At 65.8% G+C, this 18,084-nt stretch carries 16 protein-coding genes and 2 tRNA genes; 8 read left to right on the top strand and 10 right to left on the bottom strand.

The window, feature by feature from the left end; translation table 11 throughout:
* Nucleotides 1-80 precede the first annotated feature (80 nt).
* A complete protein-coding gene (locus IEX41_RS04690; RefSeq protein WP_188789029.1) occupies nucleotides 81-461 on the top strand; it encodes a GNAT family N-acetyltransferase in 381 nt (126 codons plus the stop codon).
* Nucleotides 462-504: 43 nt separating this feature from the next.
* Here the strand turns inward: IEX41_RS04690 and IEX41_RS04685 are convergent, their stop codons facing one another.
* From IEX41_RS04685 to IEX41_RS04670, 4 genes are all read right to left on the bottom strand, one after another.
* Entirely contained in the window at nucleotides 505-1,302 is a 798-nt protein-coding gene (locus tag IEX41_RS04685; RefSeq protein WP_188789028.1) for a fructosamine kinase family protein, read from the bottom strand.
* A complete protein-coding gene (ygfZ, locus tag IEX41_RS04680) occupies nucleotides 1,299-2,033 on the bottom strand; it encodes a CAF17-like 4Fe-4S cluster assembly/insertion protein YgfZ (RefSeq protein WP_188789027.1) in 735 nt (244 codons plus the stop codon). The genes IEX41_RS04685 and ygfZ overlap by 4 nt, the downstream gene beginning before the upstream one ends.
* Nucleotides 2,034-2,110: 77 nt before the next feature.
* The gene (locus IEX41_RS04675) at nucleotides 2,111-3,886 is read right to left on the bottom strand and encodes an ABC transporter ATP-binding protein (RefSeq protein WP_229672921.1); all 1,776 of its coding nucleotides are present in this window, start codon (nucleotides 3,884-3,886) and stop codon (nucleotides 2,111-2,113) included.
* On the bottom strand, nucleotides 3,883-4,626 hold the full coding sequence (locus IEX41_RS04670) for a phosphatase domain-containing protein (protein ID WP_188789026.1): 744 nt from the start codon (nucleotides 4,624-4,626) through the stop codon (nucleotides 3,883-3,885). The genes IEX41_RS04675 and IEX41_RS04670 overlap by 4 nt, the downstream gene beginning before the upstream one ends.
* A gap of 150 nt (nucleotides 4,627-4,776) precedes the next feature.
* On the opposite strand from IEX41_RS04670, the gene IEX41_RS04665 reads away from it, so the two are divergent.
* Nucleotides 4,777-5,985: a pyridoxal-phosphate-dependent aminotransferase family protein gene (locus IEX41_RS04665; RefSeq protein WP_188789025.1), complete on the top strand. Its 1,209-nt coding sequence runs from the start codon at nucleotides 4,777-4,779 to the stop codon at nucleotides 5,983-5,985.
* Nucleotides 5,986-6,032: 47 nt separating this feature from the next.
* Here IEX41_RS04665 and IEX41_RS04660 read toward each other — a convergent pair whose 3' ends face one another.
* Together IEX41_RS04660 and IEX41_RS04655 are read right to left on the bottom strand one after the other, a co-directional pair.
* Complete coding sequence (locus IEX41_RS04660) at nucleotides 6,033-6,254, bottom strand: histidinol phosphate aminotransferase (RefSeq protein WP_188789024.1); 222 nt, start codon at nucleotides 6,252-6,254, stop codon at nucleotides 6,033-6,035.
* Nucleotides 6,255-6,548: 294 nt separating this feature from the next.
* Nucleotides 6,549-7,664: a pyridoxal phosphate-dependent aminotransferase gene (locus tag IEX41_RS04655; RefSeq protein ID WP_188789023.1), complete on the bottom strand. Its 1,116-nt coding sequence runs from the start codon at nucleotides 7,662-7,664 to the stop codon at nucleotides 6,549-6,551.
* A 144-nt stretch (nucleotides 7,665-7,808) separates the two neighbouring features.
* On the opposite strand from IEX41_RS04655, the gene glpX reads away from it, so the two are divergent.
* The 3 genes from glpX (at nucleotide 7,809) to IEX41_RS04640 (ending at nucleotide 10,822) form a co-directional block, all read left to right on the top strand.
* Entirely contained in the window at nucleotides 7,809-8,774 is a 966-nt protein-coding gene (glpX, locus tag IEX41_RS04650) for a class II fructose-bisphosphatase (RefSeq protein ID WP_188789022.1), read from the top strand.
* Between the two features lie 127 nt (nucleotides 8,775-8,901).
* Nucleotides 8,902-10,647, top strand: a complete 1,746-nt coding sequence (gene recJ, locus IEX41_RS04645) for a single-stranded-DNA-specific exonuclease RecJ (protein ID WP_188789021.1) — start codon at nucleotides 8,902-8,904, stop codon at nucleotides 10,645-10,647.
* Between the two features lie 100 nt (nucleotides 10,648-10,747).
* Nucleotides 10,748-10,822 (top strand) — tRNA-Glu (locus IEX41_RS04640).
* 171 nt (nucleotides 10,823-10,993) lie between these two features.
* Here IEX41_RS04640 and IEX41_RS04635 read toward each other — a convergent pair.
* Nucleotides 10,994-11,812, bottom strand: a complete 819-nt coding sequence (locus IEX41_RS04635; protein ID WP_229672920.1) for an HNH endonuclease — start codon at nucleotides 11,810-11,812, stop codon at nucleotides 10,994-10,996.
* A gap of 178 nt (nucleotides 11,813-11,990) precedes the next feature.
* Between IEX41_RS04635 and IEX41_RS04630 the strand changes: the two genes are divergently transcribed.
* The 3 genes from IEX41_RS04630 (at nucleotide 11,991) to IEX41_RS04620 (ending at nucleotide 14,519) form a co-directional block, all read left to right on the top strand.
* Nucleotides 11,991-12,065 (top strand) — tRNA-Glu (locus IEX41_RS04630).
* 160 nt (nucleotides 12,066-12,225) lie between these two features.
* Complete coding sequence (locus IEX41_RS04625; protein WP_188789020.1) at nucleotides 12,226-12,678, top strand: RrF2 family transcriptional regulator; 453 nt, start codon at nucleotides 12,226-12,228, stop codon at nucleotides 12,676-12,678.
* 1,079 nt (nucleotides 12,679-13,757) lie between these two features.
* A complete protein-coding gene (locus IEX41_RS04620) occupies nucleotides 13,758-14,519 on the top strand; it encodes an alpha/beta fold hydrolase (protein ID WP_188789019.1) in 762 nt (253 codons plus the stop codon).
* A gap of 76 nt (nucleotides 14,520-14,595) precedes the next feature.
* Here IEX41_RS04620 and IEX41_RS04615 read toward each other — a convergent pair whose 3' ends face one another.
* From IEX41_RS04615 to IEX41_RS04605, 3 genes are read right to left on the bottom strand one after another with little or no spacing between them, the layout of a single operon-like run.
* A complete protein-coding gene (locus IEX41_RS04615; RefSeq protein ID WP_277874160.1) occupies nucleotides 14,596-15,384 on the bottom strand; it encodes an amino acid ABC transporter ATP-binding protein in 789 nt (262 codons plus the stop codon).
* 12 nt (nucleotides 15,385-15,396) lie between these two features.
* Nucleotides 15,397-16,713, bottom strand: coding sequence for an amino acid ABC transporter permease (locus tag IEX41_RS04610; RefSeq protein ID WP_188789018.1), 1,317 nt, complete (start codon nucleotides 16,711-16,713; stop codon nucleotides 15,397-15,399).
* 3 nt (nucleotides 16,714-16,716) lie between these two features.
* Nucleotides 16,717-17,949 (bottom strand): amino acid ABC transporter permease, encoded by a 1,233-nt coding sequence (locus tag IEX41_RS04605; protein WP_188789017.1) that lies wholly within the window; start codon nucleotides 17,947-17,949, stop codon nucleotides 16,717-16,719.
* Between the last annotated feature and the right edge of the window lie 135 nt (nucleotides 17,950-18,084).

Below are 18,084 nucleotides of genomic sequence, written 5' to 3'. Positions count from 1 at the left end.
CGTTCCGTCCCCGTGCGATCCGGCGGCGACATGTAATGGACAGCGAAAGGCCTCCGGCGCAAAGCCAGGAGGCCTTTTTCATGATCCGGAACTTCACCCCCACCGATCTGCCGCACGTGACCGCCCTGTTCGGGCCGGAGACGCGCGCCGCTGCCGGGCAGCACCTCGAGAGGCAGCTGGACGAGGGCGCGCGCCTGTTGGTTTACAGGGCAGAAGGCGTGGCCCGTGGCTGTCTCTTGTGGCGGGTGCAGGCGGGGCAGGAGGGCGCGCGGTGGGCCGTGCTCGACCATGTGACGGTCTCGCCGTCCTGGCGGAGGAGGGGCCTCGCGCGGCGCCTTGTCGGACGCTTCGCCGAGGAAAGCTTCCAGCAGGGCTGTGTGGCGCAGGTTGAGCCGCCACGGTCCCCGTCGATGGCTGCGACGGGGTTTCTCGCGGCCCTTGCCACGTGGCAAATTCCTTGAGCCAAGGAATTTTCAACTCTCTTGGGAAAGAGAGTTGTGGCGCTCAGACCCGTGCCGAGCTGATGAGCCGGGCCACCATGCTCTGGTAGCCTGCGCCGAAGAGGCTCAGGTGCACCAGTGCCGGGAACAGCTGGTAGAACGGGCGGCGCTCTTCCCGGCCGGGCTCGGTGGGACCGTAGCCTGTCCAGAACGCGGGGTGCGGCTGGCCGAACAGTTCGAGCATGGCCAGGTCGACTTCCGCATGCCCGCAATAGCAGGCGGGGTCGATCATCCAGGCGTGGCCCTCGCCGAAATGGGTGTTCCCTGTCCACAGGTCACCATGCAGCAGCGACGCGGGCGGCGCTTCGGGCAGGTAATCAGGCAGGGCGCGGGCCAGTGCCTCGAGTCGCCGCACAAGCGCCATGGGCAGGCTCGGCAGGAAAGGAAGCAGGCGCTGGCGGGCCCAGAACTCGGGCCAGCTCTCGGTGGTGGCGTTGCGGATGGGCAGCCGTCCAAAGGCATAATCCTCGGCCCAGCCGTAGCCGTCCCCGGTGGTGGCATGCAGCGCCCTCAGGCTGGCGCCGAGCGCTTCCCACGTCTCGGGTGTGGGGGGCGCCTCGGGCAGCCATTCGAGGCAGAGCATGTCGCCCGCCTGCATCAGCACCTGCGGCACCGGGGCACCGGCGCGGGCCATGGCCTGCAGCATGCGTGCCTCGGTCGCCACCTTTGGCCCACGCTTGACCGCCATCACGCGGCCGTCGTCGAGGGCCACCTTCACGACCTCCGACAAATCGCCCCCGTGCAGGGCGCTGGCCGAGACCACCTCGGCCCCAAGCAGCCGGTCCAGTCCTTCCATGCTCATGGCGTGTACCGGAGCGTCACGCCGCCGGCCTCCAGGTCGCCCTTTGCGCGATCGAAGCGCAGGTAGGCAATGCCATGACCGGCGGCCTGCGTGTATAGCACGCCAGCGGGTTTCTCGCCCGCGACGATCTCGGAGCCGACCGGGGCCGTGCCGTCCACCTTTACGGTGGCAAGGCCCTTGCGCAGGTCGGTCTTGTGCTTCATCCGCGCCACGATCTCCTGCCCGACAAAGCAGCCCTTGCGGAAATCGACACCGTTCAGGCGTTCGAACCCAGCTTCAAGGATGAAGCTGTCCGGCGTCAGCTCGATGCCGCTCTCGGGGACGCAGGCGGCGACGCGCAGAGCGTCCCAGTCCGCGTCATCCCCGGGCTGCCCGGCATAGCCGCGCCAGCCAAGTGTCGGATCGCGCGGGTCAGAAAAGGCGCCCTCGGGCGGGGTGCCGAGGCCGCGGGTCACGGTGATGTCGGTTTCGGTCACGGCCACCTTGGCGCGCAGCTTGTACAGCGTCAGCGCCTTGAGAAGATCGGGCGCGAAGGCGCTGTCCACGTCGATCAGGATGTCGTCGCCATCGGGCACGAGGAAGAAATCGGCGCGGTACTTGCCCTGCGGCGTCAGCAGGGCGGCATAGACTAGGCCATCGGCCAGCCGCTTCACGTCGTTGGTGACGAGCCCCTGGAGGAAGTCGGCAGCCTCGGGGCCGCTGACCCTCAGCACTGTGCGGTTCGTGCTCATGTGTATACCCCTGTCGCTTCAGGACCGTTCGGCCCCTTTTCTAGGCCCATGTGGCCTCGGATGCGAGGGGGGGGCGTTCAGCTTTCCGCGAACTGCAAGGCATGAAGCCGCGCATAGGTGCCATTTTCGGCAAGAAGTGCCTCATGGGTGCCCTGTTCGACCACCCGGCCCTGGTCCATGACGATGATCTTGTCGGCGCCGCGTACCGTGGACAGCCGGTGCGCGATGACCAACGTCGTGCGCCCCACCGCCAGCCGATCGAGCGCGCCCTGGACCACTGCCTCGGAGCGCACATCCAGCGCCGAGGTTGCCTCGTCCAGCAGCAGGATCGGCGTGTCGCGCAGGATCGCCCGCGCAATCGCCACCCGCTGGCGCTGGCCGCCCGACAGGGCGGAACCGCGCGGGCCGACCCGTGCCTCAAGCCCGCCGTCAAGCCGGGGCAGGAAATCTGCCACATGCGCGGCCTCGAGCACCTCGTTCAGCCGGTCTTCGGGGATGTCCTTGCGGCCCAGCAGGATGTTTTCGCGCAGTGTCTCGTCGAACAGCAGCGCATCCTGGCTGACCACCGAGAACATCTCACGCAGCTCCTGCAGGCGCATGGAGGACACCGGCACACCGCCAACCTCGACCGCGCCCGAGGCCGGATCGACCAGCCGTGTCAGCACGTTGAACACCGTGGACTTGCCCGCGCCGGACGCGCCCACCAGCGCGGTGGTCTTGCCAGCCTCGGCCACGAAGCTGGCTCCGCGCAGCACCGGCTGGTCGCCATAGCTGAGCTGCACGTCGGCAAAGCGCACCTGTGGCACGCCCTCGGGGCGGGGTAGGGGGCTGGCCGGGTCGCGCAGGGCCGGCACCATGTCGAGCAGCTCTTTGAGCCGCTCGATGGAGGCGGCGGCGATCTGCCAGTTGCCGCTGACCGCGCCAAGGCGGCGCAAGGGTTCGAACGCCAGCGCGATGGCGGTGAAGAAGGCCATGAAATCGCCCACGGTCTTTTCGCCCGCGAGGATTTCGCCGCCGCCATAGAACAGCACGCCCATGAAGCCGATGCCCGACATGATGTCGATCAGCCCCGGAATCGTTGCCTGCCCCATAGAGGCGCGGGTTTCCGTCAGGATGCGCCGGTCCGTGAGCTTGCGGTAGCGTTTCGACTGGTAGCGTTCGAGGCGGTTCAGCTTGACCGGCACGATGCCGTGGAAGATCTCGTTGAGACGGGTGGACAGGTCGGCGGCCACGTCCCGCGCCTGCCGGGCGTTGGTGCGCACGTAGCGCTGCACGAGGATCGACGGCAGAACCATGAGCGGCACGCCGACCAGTGCCACCAGCGTCCAGCGCCAGTCGATGCCCAGCGCCACCCCGAAAAGCGAGATCAGCGCCACGACGTCGCGCCCCGCGCCGGTGATGATGATGCGCCAGACCTTGCTGATCTGGCCCACGTCGCCCTCGACCCGCTGCATCAGGTAGCCGGGCCCATGCTGCTGGTGAAAGCTGCCGTCCAGCGTCATCAGATGCGAGACAAGGTCGTTGCGGATATCGCCCACCGTGCGCTCGGACACGTTGGTCATCACCACCTTCTGCACGATGCTGGCAACTGCCCGCAGCAGGAAGCTGCCAAGGATGACAAGACCGACCCACCACAGGTCCGACGCATCGCCGCCGACGAAGACGTTGTCGAACATCGGCTTCATCATGTAGCTGAGCAGGCCGAACATCGACCCTTCGACCATCATGAAGGCCAGCGCCAGAGCCAGCAGGCCCTTGTAGGGCCACAGGTAATTCCACCACAGCCACAGAAACAACCCGCGCGGGTTTCCCTTGGGCGTCTGCGGCTCGCGGTGTTTGTCCTTCTTGCTCACGCCGGTCCGCCTTCTGCGTCTTGCCCGGCCCTCTCGGCCAGCTCTGACGCGATCTCGGCGGGTGGGCGCTTGGCATCAAAGCCGGCCTGCACCGGCTTGCTGTCGTACTCCGTGGCGATCCAGTCCTCGAACCCAATCGGGCCGCGGGTAAGGCGCGCGGCATAGGTGTCGAGGATATACCCCTGGATCCCCGTGCGGGTGAATTCGAGGTGGATGTACTTCAGGCCCATCTGCTTGCGGGCCTCGGACACCGGCACGCCTTCGAAGACCATGAGATAGACCGCCGAGGCAAACCCCGCCCGGTCCGCGCCGGACTTGCAGTGGAACATCATCGGGCGCTCGGCCCGGCGCATGGTGTCGATGAGGTGCTGGATGCGCTCGCGCTTGGGCGCCATGCGGGCCCAGAGCTTGGCATGTTCCAGCGTCAGGCCCAGTTTTTCACAGCTTTCCTTCTCGAAGAGGTAGTGCGAGTATTTCTCTTCGCCGCGCAGGGTGATCACGGTGCGGATGCCCATCGCTGCATACTTGCGGAACCGCCCGTGGGTGGGCTGGTTCGACCGCCAGACACCGGGGGCGATCTGCCAGAAGTTGGTCCAGACGCTGCGCAGCCAAGCGTGATCGAAAAGGTGGTAATGCACAGTCGATAGCGCCCGCGACTGCGGGGTCGAGATGTCCTTGCCGAAGGAATGGCGGACCTTCCGCTCGGCCTTGGTGATCTTTTCCCAAAACTGGGTCAGCATAAATCCGGTTCCCGTGGTGCTGGGGCTGCGCCGGGGTGTAAGGCCCATGCCCCCGCATGGCAAGCGGCGGGGCGCATTGACGCGAGCGCGGCCTTGGATAGGTTGACATCCAGCCCCGGTTTTCAAGGGGTGGTTACGGAGCCCTCTCTCATGTCGCTTGCCAACGGTCGCACCTATCTTGCCATTCCCGGCCCCTCTGTCATGCCGGACGCGGTGCTGCGCGCCATGCACCGTGCGTCGCCGAACATCTACGAGGGCGCGCTTACGGACATGGTGGCGGGCATGATCCCCGAACTGAAGAAGGTGGCGCGCACCGATGGCCACGTGGCAATCTACATCGCCAACGGTCATGGCGCGTGGGAGGCCTCGCTGTCGAATGTGGTGGCCGAGGGCGAAACGGTGCTTGTCGCAGCCACCGGGCGCTTTGGCCACGGCTGGGCAGAGATGGCGGCAGGGCTGGGAATCGAGACGCAGGTGATCGAGTTCGGCACCAAGAGCCCGCTCGATGCCGCGCGCATCGCCGAGGCGCTGGCCGCGGATACCGCGCACAAGATCAAGGCGGTGTTGGTCAATCATGTGGATACCGCGAGCTCGGTGCGCAATGATGTCGCCTCGGTGCGCGCGGCGCTGGACGAGGTGGGGCACCCGGCGCTGCTGATGGTGGATTGCATCGCCTCGCTGGGCTGTGACGAATACCACATGGATGCATGGGGCGCCGATGTGACCCTGACCGGCAGCCAGAAGGGCCTGATGGTGCCGCCGGGGCTGAGCTTTGTCTTTTTCAACGACCGGGCCGCCGCGCAGCGGGCTGCCATGAAGCGAGTAAGCCGTTACTGGGACTGGACACCGCGCGCCGATCCGCAGTTCTTCTACCAGTATTTCGGGGGCACGGCCCCGGCCCATCACCTCTATGGTCTGCGCGCAGCGCTCGACATGATCGGTGAAGAAGGGCTTGAGGCGATCTGGGCTCGCCATGCCACGCTGGCGCGGGCGATCTGGGCGGCGGCGGACGTCTGGGGGCAGGGCGGTCCGCTGACCATGAACATCTCCGATCCGGCCCATCGCAGCCACGCGGTCACAGCGTTGCGCCTTGGCGCGCCCTATGGGGCGAAGTTGCGTGAATGGACCGATACGATGGGCGGGCTGACGCTTGGCATCGGTCTTGGCATGTCCGAGCCGGGTGATCCCGGCGGCACCGGGTTCTTCCGCATCGGGCACATGGGGCACATCAACGCGCACATGGTGCTGGGCGCGCTGGGGGTGATCGAGGCGGGCTTTGGATCACTGGGACTTCCGCATGGAAAGGGCGGCGTTACCGCCGCGTCCGAGGTCATCGGTTCAGCGTTGGCGGCAGGCTGACCGCCGCTGGGGGCTGGCGGCAACGCTCGCCCCGAGCGGGCGCAGCTTCAGGGGCCGGTTTCGCCGGTCCCGGTCTTGGCATCGCTTTGGGCTCCGAGGCGAAGCTCGAGCATGGTGATCAGGTGATTGAGCCCGACCCCAACGATCGCCACAGCTCCGAGACCCCAGTTCACCCATATCGTGCCAAGGATCCAGAGCAGGTTGATGAAGAGAAAGAACAGCGCCGAGGTCGTGTAGTCGGGCGCAGGCTGGCGTGTACGATCGTCCATATTAGGCGTCCTTTTTAAAGGCAGCCCTGCCGTCATCCTGTCGTGCAGGGCAATATCGGCTTTGACCCGCCCTGACCAAGGTGCGCGCGAAAATGGCGGACCAGCACGACCGAATCAATCAGAGTGTGCGGGGGGAACCCTTTCCGAATGGTAATGGTTCCGAGCTCTAACCCATCAGGCCCGAACCCGCGCTCTTTCGCTGAGCCGAGCCGACGATGTCCCGCGACGCGGAAGGGGCATCCGACGCACCGGCGGCAAGGGCATCCTCGGGTCAAAGTGAGGCTGTGCAGTCTCTCAGCCCGCAGTGGCGCGCGCTTCGGCAAGGGCGGCGGGCAGCTCCTCTTCGAGGATATCCAGATCCTGCGCCAGCCCGGCGCTGATGCGGATGCAACGGTCCTGCGGTGCCACGAAGGGCATTCGGACGAAGACGCCTCGCGCCGCCAGAGCCTGGAGCACCGCGCGGGCAAAGGCCCCGTCCGCACCGCAATCCACCGCCACGAAATTGGTGGCTGAGGGCAGCACCGCCAGCCCGTTCGCCGTCGCGATGCGGCCGATGCGGGCGCGGGCCTGCGCCACCTTTTCCGTCACGCCGGCCAGCCAGTCGTCATCGCGAAGGGCGGCCAACGCCCCGGCCTGGGCCGAGCGGTTCATGGCGAAATGGTTGCGGATCTTGTCGAAGGCCCGGATCAGCGGCTCGGCCCCGAAGGCATAGCCGACACGGGCCCCCGCCATACCGTAGGCCTTGGAGAAGGTGCGGAACCGTATCACCCGGGGGTCATCCATGGCGATGCGCGGCGCGGTGCCCTCGGGGGCAAACTCGATATAGGCCTCGTCCAGCGCGAGGACCGTGCCCTCGGGAAGCAGCGCCAGCGCCTCCTCGATGGCAGTGCCGGAATGGCAGCTGCCCATGGGGTTGTCCGGGTTGGCGAGGTAGACGATCTTGGCATCCACCTCGGCGGCGCGGGCAAAGAGCGCGGCCATGTCCTCGGCATCGTCACGGTAGGGGACCTTGTGCAGTACGCCGCCATAGGCGTTCACGTGGTAGGCGAAGGTCGGGTAGGCCCCGTCCGAGGTCACCACCGCGTCGCCCGGAGACACCAGCAGCCGCACCAGATAGCCAAGCAGCCCGTCAATGCCTTCGCCGAAGACGATGTTGGCCGGACCGCAGTCCAGCCGGGCGCAGAGTTCGGCCTTGAGATCGGCGTTGCTTGGATCGGCGTATTTCCAGATCTCCGCATCCGCGTCACGCAGGGCGGCGATGGCCTTGGGGGAGGGGCCAAAGAGGCTTTCGTTCGCACCAAGGCGGGCACGGAACGCGATGCCGGAGGCGCGTTCCAGCTCCTCGGGGCCAGTGAAGGGCACGGTGGCGGGAAGATCGGCGATCAGCTGGGGAAAACGCGGTCCTGTCATGTGTGCGATGTAGGCCCGAGGCAGGCTGGCGGTCAAGTCCGGTGGGGGTGGCACCCGCGTCAGGGTTGTTGGCGCTAGCATCCTTGCACCCGCTCCGAGCCGCAAGCTACACCTCGTTGGACACAGATTTCAAAGGACGAACACATGTCTACGCCGAAGGATTTCAATGATCGCATGCTGTCGCTGGGCCTTGCCCGGGTGGCCGAACAGGCCGCCATCGCCTCGGCGAAGCTGATCGGCCACGGCGACGAGAAGGCCGCCGACCAGGCTGCGGTCAACGCCATGCGCGAGCAGCTCAACAAGCTGGACATCAAGGGCGTCGTGGTGATCGGCGAAGGCGAGCGGGACGAAGCGCCCATGCTCTACATCGGCGAAGAGGTCGGCACCGGCGAAGGCCCGGGCGTGGACATTGCGCTTGATCCGCTCGAAGGGACGACACTCACCGCCAAGGACATGCCCAACGCCCTGACGGTGATCGCCATGGGGCCGCGCGGGTCCATGCTGCATGCGCCGGACGTCTACATGGACAAGCTGGTGATCGGTCCGGGCTATGCTGAGGACACGGTGACGCTGGACATGAGCCCGTCCGAACGGGTGGCGGCGCTTGCCGCGGCGAGGGGCTGCGAGGCGTCGGACATCACGGTGTGCATCCTCGAGCGTCCGCGCCACGAGGAGATGATCGCCGAGGTCCGCTCGACCGGGGCTGCCATCAGGCTCATCACCGACGGCGATGTGGCGGGAGCAATGCACTGCGCCGAGCCGGGCCTCACGGGCATCGACATGTACATGGGATCCGGTGGCGCGCCCGAAGGGGTCCTCGCGGCGGCTGCGCTCAAGTGCATGGGTGGGCAAATGTACGGCAAGCTGCTGTTCCGCAACGAGGACGAGAAGGGCCGCGCGCGAAAGGCCGGGATCACCGATTTCGACAAGGTCTACACGCGCGACGAGATGGTCACCGACCACGTGATCTTTGCCGCGACTGGGGTGACCAACGGGTCCATCCTGCCGGGCATCAAGCGCGAGCCGGGCTGGATCACCACCGAGACGATCCTCATGCGGTCCAAGACCGGATCGGTGCGGCGGGTGTCCTACCGCAACCCGTTCAACTGACGCCGTGCCCGGTCGCGATGCCGGGCCATGCGTATTTGCCGAAGAGAAGAAGGGCAGGGGGCGGCGTTCCGTTCCCTGTCTTTTCGCGTTATGGGCAGGCCTTGAGGTTGAGGCTTGGAGCACGATCATGGATTTTCTCGGGGTATCGGCATCATTGAACGGGCGGCGCTGGGTCGGCCCCGGCGTCGAGGAGGCGCGGCAGGCCGAGGCCATGGCGCAGCAGACCGGGCTGCCGGGCGCGCTTGCCGCCGTGCTGGCGCGGCTGGGCGTGCCGGGCGAGGAGGTGGCGGGCTACCTTGAGCCGAAGCTGCGGGATCTTCTGCCCGACCCCCGGTCCCTGCGGGACATGGAAGTTGCCTCGGGACGGATCATGGAGGCGGTGTCGCGGCGCGAGAAGATCGCCATCTTTGCCGATTATGACGTGGACGGGGGCACCTCGGCGGCGCTCTTGCTGGACTGGCTGGGGCAGATGGGGCGGGGCGCGACGCTGTACATCCCCGATCGCATCGACGAGGGCTACGGCCCCAACGTGCCCGCTATGGAGGCGCTGGCCCGCGATCATGACCTCATCATCTGCGTCGATTGCGGGACGCTGTCCCACGAGCCGATCGCGGCTGCGAAGGGGGCGGACGTGGTTGTGCTCGACCACCACCTTGGCGGTGAGACGCTGCCCGATTGCGTGGCGGTGGTGAACCCCAACCGACAGGATGAGGATGGCGCGCTGGCGCATCTTTGCGCCGCTGCCGTGGTGTTCCTTCTGTTGGTGGATTGCGGGCGGCGGCTGCGCGAGGCGGGTCAGCGCGGGCCGGATCTCATGGCGATGCTGGATCTCGTGGCGCTGGCCACGGTGGCGGACGTGGCACCACTGCGGGGCGTGAACCGGGCGCTGGTGCGGCAGGGGCTGTCGGTGATGGCGCGCCGGGCGCGGCCCGGCCTCGTGGCGCTGGCGGACGTGGCGCGGCTCGATTCGGCGCCGTCGTCCTATCATCTGGGCTATGTGCTTGGGCCGCGGGTGAATGCCGGCGGACGCATCGGCAAGGCGGACCTCGGGGCGCGTTTGCTGGCCAGCCGCGATCCGCACGAGGCACAGGCCATGGCCGAGCGGCTCGAGCAGCTCAACGCCGAGCGCCGCGAGGTCGAGGAAGCGGTGCGCGCTGCCGCCATTGCTCAGGCTGAGGAGCGGGGCCTCGATGCGCCGCTGGTCTGGGCTGCGGGCGAGGGCTGGCATCCCGGCGTTGTCGGCATCGTCGCCTCGCGTCTCAAGGAGCTGACCAACCGGCCTGCCATCGTCATCGGTTTCGCGAATGGCGAGGGCAAGGGCTCGGGGCGGTCGGTGTCGGGGGTCGACCTCGGGGCGTCGATCCAGCGGCTGGCCTCGGAAGGGCTGCTGATCAAGGGCGGCGGGCACAAGATGGCCGCCGGCCTCACGGTGGCCGAAGGCAAGCTGGACGAGGCCATGGCACGGCTGAGCGAGCTTCTGGCAAAGCAGGGCGCCGGGATCGGCGGCGCGGCGGATCTGAAGGTGGACGGGCTGCTCATGCCCGGTGCCGCCACGGTAGAGCTGTGCGAGCAGCTCGAACAGGCGGGGCCGTTCGGGGCCGGGGCCCCCGCGCCACGTTTCGCGCTGCCGGATGTGAGCATTTCCTTCGCCAAGCAGGTGGGATCCGGGCACCTCAAGCTCAGCTGCGGTGATGGGTTCGGGGCCAAGCTTGATGCGATCAGTTTCGGGGCGTTCGACGGGCCAATGGGGCAGGCGCTGCTGAACCATGGCGGGCGGCGCTTTCACCTTGCCGGACGGATCGAGATAAACGAGTGGAACGGCCGCAGGGCGGCCCAGCTGCGGCTCGAGGATGCGGCTCCGGCGGCGGGGTGACGCCACCATGCAAAAACTTTGGGGGTGGTGAGAGAAATGTGAGTTTTCCTCTTGCGCGCTTCCGAGGCATTGCGTAGAAGCCCCCTCACCAACGCGGTCTGGCCCGTTCGTCTATCGGTTAGGACGCCAGGTTTTCAACCTGGAAAGAGGGGTTCGATTCCCCTACGGGCTGCCACTTTTCCCATATTGTCAAAGAGATACGCGTTGCATTGAATGTGGCTGACCTGCGCCGTTTCTGGCACTAGTCCCATCGAAGCGTTTCAGTTCCCAAGACCTGCCCGAACACGTTTTCGCGGTGCCATCTGAGGTTCTCCGCACTCGGCCAGTTGCGTGGATCTTCTGGCCTCTAGAGCTTGCCGCCGGGCCGCAGCAGTCGGTCGACCACCTCGCCGGGCACCTTGTTGCGTGACACGAGAATTGTCTCGCCGTCCTCCGCAACGGAAATCAGCCCGCGATCGAACATCCAGTGCAACGTGCCGGACAGCGCGAGGCCATTGCGTACGGAATCGCTGCCCTGCTTCTCGACGGGTCGAATATGGGCGGCCTGCACCTCGGGGCGTCCGCCACCATTGCGAAGCTGAAGGCCCGATAGCGCACAGCGATACCCGTAGGCCTCGCGCACCTTGCGCCGAAACGCCACATCCCGGTAGGGACGTCGGCTCAGCCGCTCGATGACCGGGCGCTGGAACACGGCCGCGTCCTCCGCGAGCGTCTCGGGGTGGATGGTGTAGCGCCGCGCTTCCTGATGTTCGAGATCCTCCGGCAGGCCCATGTCGACGATTCGCGCGAAATCCGCATCGGGCAGGTGCCGAACCGCCTGCTGGACCAGCCCGCCACGACGCGCAGAGCCGTCCGGCGCGGTCAGCGCCTGCTCCAGCGGGCGTCCGTTCAAGAGGCGCGGCACTTCCGTGTCGAAGGGCAGGTAGCTCCCCGGTGCGATGAGCGCGAGATAGCGGCCTTCGGTGCCGGGCCTCTCGATGATCCGCTCGAGCTTCGCCACGGCGAAATACCCCCTCGGGCCCGCCTTCACCGGCTCGTAATACACGACCCAGTCGCCGACAGCGTCCTGTGCGGCCTTCAGGTAGACGCGGGGGAAGTCGTAGACGGAATCGGGCTCGTCATCGTAGATCGAGTCCGCCTTGTGCAGGAGAACAAGCTTTGCCATGGTGCCAGGAAACGCCCCTGGGCGGTGAAGGCAAGCGCAAGAGGCACCTCGGCAAGGCCTTCGGAGGGGCGCATTTCTCGTGCTGGAGCATGGGCGAAAGAAAAGCGTGTAAAAGGTGCATAAGGGGGCTTGCAAGCTTCCGAGGCATTGCGTAGAAGCCGCCTCACCAACGCGGTCTGGCCCGTTCGTCTATCGGTTAGGACGCCAGGTTTTCAACCTGGAAAGAGGGGTTCGATTCCCCTACGGGCTGCCACCCGCCTCCGCGTTTCCCCAAGAAAACAAAAGCACACAACAACAGTCGTCGCGTAGTTGTGATTTCGGAACGCTGCGGCATTCCGCTTGGCGGTGCCACGGTGATTGACGTGAGGGGGCAGGCGGATAACTCTGGGCGTAGCACAATAGCGACAGTCAGAATGCACCTTTCCAAGTTCACCGACTATGCCCTGCGCGTATGCCTCTATCTTTCTGCCCACGATGGCAGGCTTTCCCCGATCTCCGAAATCGCGCGGGCGCACGAGCTGTCCCATAGCAACCTGATGAAGGTGGTGAACCGGCTGGTGGAGGGCGGCCTTCTCCAGAGCGTCCGGGGGCGCAGTGGCGGAGTCAGGCTTGCCCGGCCGGCGACCGAGATCCGGGTCGGTGCCGTGGCGCGCTACATGGAAGGGGACGAGGCGCTTGTGGATTGTGCCTCCTGCATCCTGCGCGGCAATTGTGGTCTCGTTCCGGGATTGGCCCAAGCCAAGAACGCCTTCTACGACAGCCTTGACCGTTTCAGCCTGGCGGATGCGGTCAATGCCCATCCGCGCACCGTTCCGATTCTCGAAGCCGCGGCACAGGCGCACGGGCGAGGGGCCGCGGCCAAGTAGGCATCCGACGCGTCGTTTTCGGCACCGATTTGGCTGGCGAGCAATCCGCTCGGTTCGGGCATAAGGCGGGTCGGTTCTGCATCGCGTGCGGGCGTAAGCGTGATTTTTGGCAGGCTCCCCGCCCGATATTTCCGAAAAGTCGTTCAAATCCATGCTGCCGACCGTGCCCGCGCTGGAATTGATTGCCGGGAACACACAGCCCTGCGTGGTAAAGGCATATGGCAGGGTGCAGTGGATGCTCTGCCGTGGCTCGCCTTGAGGGGGCACCGTGGGCGCCGGCGGCCCCGCCACTGGTCTCGGGCGCGCCTCTGGCCCCTTTTCAAATCCCTCGCTCATTCCTGGCACCCGCGCTGCCTGCCTTGTCATGGGGCGATGGCCCGGGGCCTCCGAACCTGCGCGGCCCCGAGGGCCACGAGCCAACCCCTCATGCCATGCGAAGACCGCCAGCCCACGCGCCTGATGCCCGGCCAGAAACCTCGCAAAGAACCTCAGGAATCTCTTGGGTCCTTGCCCAAGGAATTCGCGGCCAAGATGGTCGAGGCCGGCGAATCCAAGATCTTCATGTCTACCAAGAACACCCTCATCCGGGCCTAGATGGCAGGGGCCATCCTTGCGCTGGCAGCCGCCTTTGCCGTGCCATCGCGGTCAATTCCAGCAGTTCCCTTGTTGCCTCTTTGCTGTTCCCGGTGGGCTTCTGCACGCTAGATCTGCCGGACTTTAATTTGCTGACCGGCCTCTTCGCCCTGTGCCCGCTTGCGGTGATCGCCAAGCGGCCGGGCTGCTCCCGGCAGGGTGTGTTCCGCAAGGGGGGCCTCGTGTTCTGCGGCAACTTCGCGGGGCCGTAACGACCGCGATCCGCATGGCCATCGGCTTCTCCGAAGCGCCTGACGCCGTGGGCCAGAACATCGGCATCATTGGCGAGGCCCCGACCCTCGACCGTGCCGCCTGCCATGCCGTTGCCTTGCCGGCCGTCCGGAAAATCGGGGGTGGGCGCTTGCTGAACTCAGGAGGCGGGCTAGCTACCGCAACAGAATGACGGCCGGGCAACGGCCGGCCAGAAAAGACCAGAGAGCAGTTCCATGATGTCCCCAGAGCTCGAGCCGCTCGCGATAGACCATCGCGGCAAGATCCTTCGTGGCACCCTCTACATGGGCAACGGCCCCGAGGTCATGCTGCTGTGCCACGGCTTCGGGGGCACACGCACCGGGCCGGGACGGCTGTTCGTGGAAATGGCGCGTGCGCTCCAGGCAGAGGGCACTTCGGTGCTGACCTTCGACCGGATCGGGCATGGCGAAAGCTGCGGATCGCTCGCGGACGTGACCATCGAGGACGAAATCGCGCAGCTGTGCCAGATGCTTGGCGCAGGCCCTGCGCGGGGCCGCATGGTGCACGTGGTGGGCCATTCGCTGGGCGCCATGGAGGCGGCGAGCCTTGCCGCGCGGATGCCCGACCGCATTGCGTCCCTGACGCTGCTGGCACCGGCGGCTGCCATCGTCGATGACGTGGCGCGCGGTCAGATCATCGGCCGTTCACTGGGGCCGATCCGTGCCGGGGGCATAGTGGAGCATGATGGGCAGGCGGTGGCCGCGCCCATCGTCGACAGTGCCCGCACTTTCGATCCATACGCGGGCCTGCGCAGCTATCGCGGGCCGGTGACGCTGCACCACGGCACCGCCGACAGGCTGGTCGCGCCAAGCTATTCAGAACGCTACGCTAAGCTGCTGCCGCGCGCCACGCTGCACTTGCATGACGGTGTGGACCACGATTTTGCCGATGTCGCCCTGCGCCGCCGCATCATCGCCGGGGTGCAGATGCACACTGCCGTTCCCGAAGCAGCCTGATCGACCCCGTAGCGCAGCCCTGAAAAAAAGGCCCGCCGGAGATGGCGGGCCTTTTCGTCTGTCGGGGCAGGGCGGGTCAGTGCCCGAGGATCTGGCTCAGGAACAGCTTCGTCCGCTCGTGCTGCGGGTTGTTGAAGAACTCCTTGGGCTCGTTCTGTTCGACGATCTGGCCCGCGTCCATGAAGATCACCCGGTTCGCAACTGCCTGCGCAAAGCCCATCTCGTGGGTCACGCACAGCATGGTCATGCCTTCCTCGGCAAGGCTCACCATGGTGTCGAGCACTTCCTTGATCATTTCCGGGTCCAGAGCGGAGGTCGGCTCGTCAAACAGCATGATCCGCGGCTTCATGCAGAGCGAGCGGGCGATGGCCACACGCTGCTGCTGACCGCCCGAGAGCTGGCCGGGATACTTGTTGGCCTGCTCGGGGATCTTCACCTTCTCGAGGAAGTGCATCGCCGTCGCCTCGGCTTCCTTCTTGGGGATCTTGCGGACCCAGATCGGGGCGAGGGTGCAGTTCTCGAGGATGGTCAGGTGCGGGAAGAGGTTGAAGTGCTGGAACACCATCCCGACCTCGGACCGGATCTTGTCGATGTTCTTGAGGTCCGAGCCAAGCTCGGTGCCGTCGACGATGATCTTGCCGGCCTGATGTTCCTCGAGCCGGTTGATGCAGCGGATCATCGTCGACTTTCCGGAACCGGACGGACCGGCGATGACGATCCGCTCACCGCGGTGGACGGTGAGGTCGATGTCGCGCAGCACGTGGAAAGTGCCGTACCACTTGTTCATGTTCGAGATCTGGATGGCCACCTCATCGGAAACCTGCATCTGGCTGCGGTCGATGGGGGCGGTCGCTGGAGTGTTCATGATGAGGTGTCCTTAGCGGTGCTCACGACGGAGCTTTTTCTCGAGGAAGAGTGAATAGCGGCCCATGCTGAAGCAGAAGATGAAGAAGCACAGCCCGATGAAGACGAAGAGTTCCCAGTAGATGCCGTTCCATTCCGTGCTGGCACGGATGGCGTTCGACAGGCCGATGGGATCGAGAAGGCCGATGAAGACCACCAGCGTGGTGTCCTTGAAGAGGCCGATGAACGTGTTCACGATGCCCGGGATCGAGATCTTGAGGGCCTGCGGCAGCACCACGAGGCGCATGGATTTCCAGTAGTCCAGCCCCAGCGCATCGCCGGCCTCGTACTGGCCCTTGGGCAGGGCGGCGAGGCCACCGCGCACCACCTCTGCGATATAGGCCGAGGCAAAGAGGGTCACCATGATGATCACCCTGAGCATGAGGTCGAAGTTGGTCCCCGGCGGCAGGAAGTAGTTCAGCAGCAAGGAGGCGGTGAACAGCCACACGATCAGCGGAACGCCCCGGATGACCTCAATGAAGATGACCGAGCTCTTGTTGATGATGAACAGGTCAGACTGGCGCCCCAGCGCGAGCATGATGCCCAGTGGCAGCGACAGCACGATGCCGGCGATGCCGATGATGAGCGCCAGCATGAAGCCGCCCATCTCGCGGCTTTCCACCGATTCCAGCCCCAGTGGAATGATCGACTGCAAAGCACCGGCCAGCGGCTCTGCGATCAGCGCCCAGTAGAGGACAGGCAGCGCGATGGCGAGCAGGATGCCCCCCAGCGCGCCGACCTTCGGCCCGGCAAAGCGGACGGCGGCCCAGCCCACGGCAAAGCCGAGCGCGACACAGATCGGCACCCAGAGGCTGCCGCCCCAGATCAGCCAGAACATCACGAAGGGCGATGCGGCTGACAGCCACAGCATCTTGCGCGGCAGCGAGGCAAAGAGGATGGGGGCGATGGCGGCGAGGAACAGCACAAATGCTAGCACCGGGCGCCAGTAAAGCTCGGGCGGATAGAAGCCAAAGAGCAGCTGCTCCCAGCGCTCGGAGATCACTGCCCAGCAGGCGACCGAGACATCGGCGCCGTAAAGCTCGTCACGGATCTCGCGGCATTGGCTGAGGCTATCGGCATCCCAGATTCCCATGAAAGCCCAGGGCAGGACATGGCTGAGGATGACCCAGATCAGCCAAAGGCCGACGATGGTCAGCGCGATGTTGAGCGGGGTCGAGAACAGGTTCTCGCGGGTCCACTTCACCGCGCCGGACTGGGCGACCGGCGGCTCGCGCTGTTCGGTCATGCTGTCGCGAACGTAGGCGACGGTCTGTGCGTGCGTATCGCTCATGCCTCAGCGCTCCTTCAGCTTCACGGAGTTGTTGTAGACGTTCATCACGCCCGAGATGACAAGGCTCAGGACAAGGTAGAACAGCCCCAGCAACAGCATGCCTTCCAGCTCGCGGCCGGTCTGGTTGATGGTGATGCCGCCAAGGGTGGACCGCGCGTCCATGTAGCCCACGGCGATGGCCAGAGAGCTGTTCTTGGTGAGGTTCAGGAATTGCGAGATCAGCGGCGGGATGATGACCCGCAGCGCCTGCGGCAAGATCACGAGGTTCATCGTGGTCGAGGGGCGCAGGCCCAGGGCAAAGGCCGCCTCGGACTGGCCCTTGGATATGGCAAGGATGCCGCCCCGGACGATTTCCGCGATGAAGGCGCCGGTATAGAGCGATAGCGCCAGCCACAGCGCGATGAGCGAGCCGCGCAGGTGCACGCCGCCGCCAAAGTTGAAGCCCTGCAGCGCCGGCAGGTCGAGAAAGGCTCCCATCAGCACGAAGAGGATGGCGATGGGCAGCACGATGATGCCGATGTTCAGGTACCAGGTGGTGGGGCGGACGCCGGTGGCTTCCTGCTTCACGCCGGCCCAGTGGTTCACCCGCTTGACCGCGAATATCGCGATGGCCAGCACCACGAGGATCACCAGCCAGTTGTAGAGCCCGTTCTCGAAGAAGGGTGCGGCGAAATGGATGGCGGGGATGTAAACGCCGCGGTTGGTGATCGCCACCGCGTCGAGGATCATCGACGAGGCCGGATCGTCTCCGCGGAAGGCCGAGGGGGCGGGGGTGCTTTCGGTCATCAGCGCGAAGATCAGCACGATCCACAGCAGCAGCGGCACGTTGCGGAAGCCTTCGACGTAGACCGCCATCAGCCGCGAGACGAGCCAGTTGTTCGAAAGCCGCAGCACACCGGCGATGACACCCAGCACCGTGGCCAGCACGCAGCCAAGGAAGGCCACCAAAAGGGTGTTGAGGATGCCCACGACAGCGGCCCGCAGATGGGTGCTCTGGCTGTCGTATTCGATCAGGCGCTGGTTGATGTCATAGCCCGAGGGCTGCCCGAGGAACCCGAAGTCGAAATCCTTGCCGAGCGCGTTGAGGTTGGCGATGGTGTTGGACACCAGCCAAGAGAACAGCAGCATCAGCACGATCATCGCCACGACCTGGATGGTCAGGGACCTGTAGCGCGTGTCGTAGATCAGCTGAGACAGCCGAAAGCCCTGCCCCGGCGGGTCAGTCATGGTGGTCATTGTGGTCTCCCCGGAGGTTTCCGTTAAGCGCGACGCTGGTGCCGTTTTCCCGGCATCTCGGGCGTCGTATCGGAAACTCTGTTGGTTGCGGGCCGGTTGTCAGGCCCTCTTGAGGTGAGTGGGGCGCGAAGGTGA

Origin of the sequence: Salipiger pallidus (assembly GCF_014643635.1) — a bacterium.
In the GTDB taxonomy this organism is placed as follows: Bacteria; Pseudomonadota; Alphaproteobacteria; order Rhodobacterales; family Rhodobacteraceae; genus Salipiger; species Salipiger pallidus.
The sequence above is the reverse complement of the archived record's forward strand: the minus strand, read 5'-3'. Positions and strand labels throughout refer to the sequence as shown.